The 5,706-nt window shown below is 67.7% G+C and carries 5 protein-coding genes and 1 pseudogene; 1 reads left to right on the forward strand and 5 read right to left on the reverse strand.

Features of this window, described 5'->3' with window-relative positions; translation table 11 throughout:
• Positions 1-3: 3 nt before the first annotated feature.
• Both ACIBB8_RS37130 and ACIBB8_RS37135 read right to left on the reverse strand, forming a co-directional pair.
• A complete protein-coding gene (locus ACIBB8_RS37130; RefSeq protein WP_398959750.1) occupies positions 4-744 on the reverse strand; it encodes an SMI1/KNR4 family protein in 741 nt (246 codons plus the stop codon).
• A 48-nt stretch (positions 745-792) separates the two neighbouring features.
• A complete protein-coding gene (locus ACIBB8_RS37135) occupies positions 793-945 on the reverse strand; it encodes a hypothetical protein (protein WP_329134993.1) in 153 nt (50 codons plus the stop codon).
• 48 nt (positions 946-993) lie between these two features.
• On the opposite strand from ACIBB8_RS37135, the gene ACIBB8_RS37140 reads away from it, so the two are divergent.
• On the forward strand, positions 994-1,734 hold the full coding sequence (locus ACIBB8_RS37140; protein ID WP_398959756.1) for an IS6 family transposase: 741 nt from the start codon (positions 994-996) through the stop codon (positions 1,732-1,734).
• Between the two features lie 77 nt (positions 1,735-1,811).
• On the opposite strand, the pseudogene ACIBB8_RS37145 reads toward ACIBB8_RS37140, so the two are convergent.
• From ACIBB8_RS37145 to ACIBB8_RS37155, 3 genes and pseudogenes are all read right to left on the reverse strand, one after another.
• Positions 1,812-2,741 (reverse strand): annotated as a pseudogene (locus tag ACIBB8_RS37145) (IS256 family transposase); the annotation flags it as partial.
• Positions 2,742-2,865: 124 nt separating this feature from the next.
• Entirely contained in the window at positions 2,866-3,891 is a 1,026-nt protein-coding gene (locus ACIBB8_RS37150) for a hypothetical protein (RefSeq protein WP_398959753.1), read from the reverse strand.
• Positions 3,892-4,276: 385 nt separating this feature from the next.
• Complete coding sequence (locus ACIBB8_RS37155; RefSeq protein ID WP_398959755.1) at positions 4,277-5,446, reverse strand: hypothetical protein; 1,170 nt, start codon at positions 5,444-5,446, stop codon at positions 4,277-4,279.
• Positions 5,447-5,706 lie beyond the last annotated feature (260 nt).

Raw genomic sequence — 5,706 nt, forward strand, 5'->3', positions numbered from 1 at the left:
CCGCTACCTCCCCGCCACCATGCGTAGCACCACCCCCGCGCGCGGGCCGTTCCTGGGACCGGCCCCCGGCGCCCCCCCCAATTTCCCCCACGACAGGGGACCGCCGCCCAGAAGGACTCGTCCCGGCGGCGAGTGAGGCTCCTCATCAGGGGCCACCCACACCAGGCCGCCGCATTCGGTCAGCGCCGGCCAGGTGTCCTCATCAGGATTCCCATCCGGACCGACAAGGCAGCGGCCCTGCTCAAGCGCATCCGCGATCCGGGAAAGCCACGCGTGAAGCGGCCATCCCGCAACCGGATCCGTTAGAAGCTCCGGCTCACGGTCCACGAACCACCGGCCAAGACTTCCGTAAGATGGCTCCCCCAGCCGGGCGTCGACATAGAGCCCGTGCCACATATCGCCCACCACACAGGAGAATGGAATACGTCCCGGCTCGCGCTCCTGGTCCCGGATCTGCACCGTATAGGCATCCCGCAGCGTCTCCAGCGGGTACCAGCCCTGAGCGCCCGGCAAAAACCCGGCAGGCCACCAACTCTTGCCGGTCCCCGGATCATCTATACCGTCGTGCAGCTTGTACCACGCCCGTAAAGCAGGCGGAAACACCACCCCGATCGCCTCTTGCACGGCATCAACGTCCGCATCGCTGGCCGGCGGACGCAACAGCGCCGCCGACGCCGGAGCGCGCTCGACAAGCCACCCCTCGATACGCTCCCACGCTGCCACCGCGAGGTCTTGTTCACTCATACCCGGCAGGGTAACGCGGACGCTTCTCATCGGGGGCCTGTCGATGAATTAGTGGGTCGTGTCGTGCTCGCTGGCCTGGGATGTCGCGTGCATGACGTAGCTGGCGAGGTCGCTGGGGTCGATCAGGCGGGCAGGGATCGGCTCGGGGCGGTGGCCGTGGTCCTCAAGGAGGGGGCGGACCTGTTTGATCAGGGCTCTCATTTGGCGTTGTCACGTTGGCTGACTGGGGGGATGATCTTCGGGTTGATCATGCCGGAGGGGGACTCGTCCGTGGAGAGCGCGTCGCCGTCGTACAGGGGTTACCGGTATCCGGTTGAGGTGATCTCCCACTGCGTGTGGCTGTACTTCCGATTCCCGCTCAGCTTCCGCGAGGTGGAGGAGCTGATGCTCCAGCGCGGTGTGATCGTCTCGCATGAGACGGTCCGCCGCTGGTGTGGGAAGTTCGGGCAGGCCTATGCCCACGCGCTGCGCCGCCGGCAGGCCCGGCCCGGCGACAAGTGGCATCTGGACGAGGTCTTCATCAAGATCAACGGTGAGCAGAAGTACCTGTGGCGGGCCGTCGACCAGGACGGCAACGTCCTCGACATCCTCGTCCAGAACCGTCGGGACAAGGCCGCGGCCAGGCGATTCTTCCGCAAACTCCTGAAGAAGACCGGCACAGTGCCGAGGGTGCTCGTCACCGACAAGCTTCGCTCCTACGGCGCGGCCCACCGCGAGGTCATGCCCTCCGTCGAGCACCGCTCCCACAAGGGCCTCAACAACCGGGCCGAGAACAGCCACCAGCCCACCAGGCAACGCGAACGCGCGATGAAAGGCTTCCGCAGCGTCGGTGGTGCCCAACGGTTCCTGTCCGCGTTCAGCGGCGTCTCGCCCCACTTCCGGCCCCGCCGACACCTGCTCACCGCCACCGACTACAGAGCCGAGATGACCGTCCGCTTCGCGATCTGGGAGCAGATCACCGGAGTCGCCTGCCTGCCCACCATGGCCTGAGAGCAGGCCCGCACCGCGGGCCCACCACGCCCCGACGCGCCATCAGGCACCCACGCACCCAAGAACGTGACAACGCCGCCGTAGGTCTTCGCGAACGCCTCGATCGCCTTCTCGGCGTGGCCGCGGTCCTCGGCGTTGTAGATCTCCTGCATGGCCTTCGTCGCCCCGGGTTGGGCGGACTTGGGCAGGCAGTTGGTGACGTTGCGGGCTTTGTGAACCCAACATCTCTGCGGCCGTGCGGCAGGGAAGACCTCGGCGAGTGCCCGCCAAAGGCCCATGGCGCCGTCGCCGACCACCAGCTCGGGGTCGCGCATGCCGCGGCGGCGGCAGTCGCGCAGCAGGTCGGCCCACGACTCGGTGGACTCCCGCAGGCCCTCGGCGATCGCGATGAGCTCCTTGGTGCCGTCGAGTCGGACGCCGAGCAGGACCAGGACGCACGAATGAGCCTGGCCGAGGCGGACCTTGGGGTGCACGCCGTCGGCCCAGACGTAGACGTAGTCGCGGTCGGACAGGTCACGGGTCTGGAAGGCGGCGTGGTCGTCGCTCCACTGCTTGGTCAGCCGGGTGACGGTGGCGGGCGATAGGCCGGCCGTGCCGCCGAGGAACTGCTCCAGGGCCGGGACGAAGTCCCCGGAGGACAGTCCGTGCAGGTAGAGCAGGGGCAGCACCTCGGAGATCTTCGGCGACTTGCGGCACCACGGCGCGAGGATCTTCGAGGAGAACCGCTTGCGCTCGCCGGTGGCGTCGTCGACGCGTCGGTCGTTCACTCGTGGGGCCCTGACCTCGACCGGGCCGGCGGCGGTGACCACGGTGCGGGTCCAGTGGTGGCCGTTGCGCACCACCAGCCGGCGCCCTTGCTCGTCGGTCTCCGCGGTCAACTCGGCTATGTACTGGTTGACTTCCGCCTCCAGCGCGGCGGCCAGCATCCGGCGGGCGCCTTCGCGGACGATCTCGTCGATCAGGGAGCCGGACTGGGTGGAGCCGTCGTCGGTGACTACGCTGAGCACGGGCGTGCCTTCCCGACCCGCGCTGCGAACGCGGGCCTACTCGGAGACCATCAAAGGATCATTCGGGAAGGTACGCCCTCCGCGTCCCTGCCGGAACCGATCCACAGGTCTCCAGCATTGCTCGCTACGTCATCAACTCGATGTGTGGATGCTCGGGCTTCGCCGGGCAGACGAACAGATGCTGCCGGTAGCCGCTGCCTATCTGGACCCCGGTCGCGTTGTAGCCGCGGTGGCCGGGGTACGGTCCAGCACCTGGGTGGGGGTACGGAGACCAGCTGTTCCCGGCGTCGTCCCCTTCCTCAAACGTGGCGACGGTCATCAGGACCTCCATGCCGGTGCCGCACTCGGAGCAGGGCTGCGGGCTGGGGTCGGTGGAGTTCCAAGCGGGCCAGCCGCCGACCTTCCAGCCGGGTGCGTTGGACAGCACACAGTCGTAGTACGTGTCCGGGTCCATGTCTTCCTCTGCTGCCTGCGGCACACTCCACTGCTTGAGCTGCTCCTGCAGTTCTTCGCTCAGCTCCAGATGGTCGGGGTACTCGGTGATCTGCTCCGGTTCGAGCACGCACGGTTCCGGTAGATAGCCGTCGAACTGCACTGCGGGCGGCTCGGGGGGCGTGTCGAGGATGTCGGTGACGGCGGCTGCGGAACGCCAGAAGAGCAGGGTCCTGGGCATGATCGGATGATCGAAGGGGCACCACAGAACCTGGAGAAGGTCCTTGCCCTCCGGCGGGCTCAGATCGGGCACATCCCGTACGTACAGCTGCGCGACGGGCAGCATGGCTATGGGGCTGTCGTACGACTGGACCGCCAGCCTCACCGGATACGTCTGAGGGGGCCGGATCCGCTCAAGAGTCTCCCGTTCCTCCGGAGTCATGTCCCGGCCGTGCGAGGCGGCGAAGATACGTCGTTCCAGCCGCAGATCCGCCGGGGACTGGGCTGGGTTGATGCCATCCACCACATGCGGTTCCTCGCAGTGCGGCCACGGTTCCTCAGCGGGCCACAGCAGCGGCCCGCCGATCGAGCTGTCGTGCCACGTCGGCACCCCAGGGCGGGGGTGCAGGCGGGTCGCCGTGCGGGCCAACAGGGCCAGTTGGGGAAAGACCGCGACAACATCGATCGGCCGTGGCGGAGTGACAGGAGTGACATTCATGGCCGCAATCTTGCCAATCGCCTCTGACAACGCCCTCGTGGCCGCACCACGAAGAGCTCCGCCACGGGCGCCACCCGGGAGAGCCCTCTCCCCCCAGTCCGTCGCCGGTAGATGGCCCGCGAGCAGGTCCACGATCGCCGCGTGGATGTCCGTCCACGCGCGCGGTTCGTCGCCACGTACCACTTCCATTGGGGTGCTATGAGTTACCTTGGTGCGCCGCAAACCCGGCCGGGAACTGCATCCACAGAGCTCGGGATCCCCCACACGTGACCGGAGCCATCACAGCAGGTAAGCGCATTTCGTCGGTGGCCCTGGGTTCCGAGGCGGTGCCGGATGAGATGCACGATCACGTGGCCTCACGGCGTACTGCCGGTGGGAATGTCGGTCACGACTCCATGTGGCTGGGGGACGCGCCGTCGCTGTCCGACGGGTCGGGTTGGAAGAAGCGGATGTAGCGCAGACCGGTCTCCGGGGTGATGTTGAACACCACGCACAGGTGCTGCGGGTCGGCGCCGGTGACGGCGGCCTCTTCGAGAATCCGGTCCTCACGGAGTCGCTGGGCGGTGACCGGGAGGCCGCGCAGCACGACTTGCATCCAGCCGATGGTGACCGCTGCGCGCGAGTACTCGGTCTGCGAGCTGATGAACAGGTGAGGGTTGCGGGTGTTCGGCCAGCGTTCGCGCCGCAACTCGATGTAGTTGGCGGCGGCCTGTCGGGTGAAGGTGTCGAGGGGGTGGTCGATGTCGCCGAGGGCGAGCCGGCCGCGGATGAAGTCGATGGCGGACACGAGCAGTGCTCGGGCTTGGTGGGGGTAGAGCGCATGGATGCCGATGAGGGCGATCAGCAGCTTCAGGGCGGGGTCGGTGGCCGCAGCCTCGGCCATGGACTTGATCGCTTCTGGGCTCAGCGGCTTGGGCACCGTGCCCGGCCTGGCGCCGAGGCTCACACCGCGGGCGGGATTGGTGAACAGCAGCCGCTGGCTCTTGAGGATCTTGAACATGCTGCGTAGCGCGACGGCCTCGTTGTGGGGTGCGGCGCACTGGGCGAGCCACTCGGTGAGATCGCCGCGGGTGACCTGGCGGAGGGTGCAGTAGCGCTCCGAGCAGTCGAAGAGGAAGGGGATCGCGGAGGAGAGCTGGTTGCGGACGGTGGCGGGTGAGCGGGGACGGAGGCGTGGCCCGCCGTGTCGCACGATGTTGATCCACACCAGGGCTTCTTCACCGATCTCCGGGTGCACGCGGCTTAACCGACGGTGGATCCACCTGTCGAGTGGATCGGGACGGTCGTCGTTGAGGAGTGCGAGGGTGGCGAGGATCTCGGTGACCCGGACGACGGCGCGTCGGCTTCGCTGGCGTGGCAGCGTGGCGACGGTGCTGGCCTTGATCGTCTCGTGCGGTCCGTGGACGGCGGTGAGCAGGTACAGGCTCTGTTGCACGCGCTCGCGTAGACCTGGTGACCAGCCCTGGGCATCGGCGTGGTTGTCGGCCTGCGCGGCGACGTAGTCGGTGAAGGCGGGGTCGAGCGGCGCCACGTCGGCCACGGTGACGCGGGACATGTCCCGCGCGGCCTCGAACAGCTGGTCCTGCCGCCACCGTGGAACCGTCCAGCAAAGTGCTCTGGGCTGGTGCCGAACAGTGGCGGGGGAGGTTCGTGATCGGTGGCGTCCGGCGAGATGGACGCGGCGGATCTGGTCGGCGAGGAACAGCTGCTGCCCTGTGGTTGAACCGCCCCGATTCGAATGGAGACTCGATTTCATGAAAGGATCGAGTCATGGCACGACCTTCCCGATACCCACTTGAGCTCCGCCGTCGTGCG

Origin of the sequence: Streptomyces sp. NPDC051286 (genome assembly GCF_044455345.1) — a bacterium.
In the GTDB taxonomy this organism is placed as follows: Bacteria; Actinomycetota; Actinomycetes; order Streptomycetales; family Streptomycetaceae; genus Streptomyces.